Raw genomic sequence first — 643 nt, forward strand, 5'->3', positions numbered from 1 at the left:
CGTTTCTTCCGGAGCTTGGCCTGGGCTTTCGCACGGCCCTGCTTGACGGACCGGAGGCCCCGACCGGATATCGCGAACGCCTTGTCGCCGTCAGAGACCATACCCAGATGAATCACGCCGATATCCAGACCTCCGGCTTTGCCGGAGGCAGCGGGCAAGGGCGCGGGAATCTCGCGGGTGATGGTCAGATAGATCTCCCCATACCCCAACTCGGCTTGCACAATCGTACCGGTTGGTATGTCCTTCGGCACACGCACCCGAATCGGTTCGCGCCCGCGCCCGAGGGGCAAACAGCAGATGCTGATTCTGAATCTTAAGGGCTTGTCCTTTGAAAATCGGGTTAAAGTATCGGCGGAACCTCCAGGGATATCGCGCCCGCTGATCGCCGTTCTTGCGTTTTGTCCGCACCCCATCAATCGTGGCACAAAACTTCTCAATGAGCGCTTGGACCGTTTGCGAGTGCAACGGGAAGCGGCGTTTGAAATGGGTTTTGAGTTGCGCTTCGGTCGGCCACGGCCAATGGCGCCGCCGACAAAAACGGTGAATCTTGACCAGATGGGTCCACAGGTCTCCAGCCGCGCTTCGGGCGGCGGACGCCTTGGCCCATTCGGTCGGGGAGAGGGAAATCCGATAGGTGAAGACG

At 60.0% G+C, this 643-nt stretch carries 1 protein-coding gene and 1 pseudogene; one reads left to right on the forward strand and one right to left on the reverse strand.

Translation table 11 applies throughout. From position 1 onward, the window contains the following. Positions 1 to 251, reverse strand: a pseudogene (locus HIJ39_RS24465) (RNA-guided endonuclease InsQ/TnpB family protein); the annotation flags it as partial. Positions 252 to 297: 46 nt separating this feature from the next. On the opposite strand from HIJ39_RS24465, the gene HIJ39_RS24470 reads away from it, so the two are divergent. After that, on the forward strand, positions 298 to 643 hold a 346-nt coding region (locus tag HIJ39_RS24470), incomplete at its 3' end, for a hypothetical protein (RefSeq protein ID WP_243239937.1).

Origin of the sequence: Sulfobacillus harzensis (assembly GCF_012933365.1) — a bacterium.
Lineage (GTDB): Bacteria > Bacillota > Sulfobacillia > Sulfobacillales > Sulfobacillaceae > Sulfobacillus_B > Sulfobacillus_B harzensis.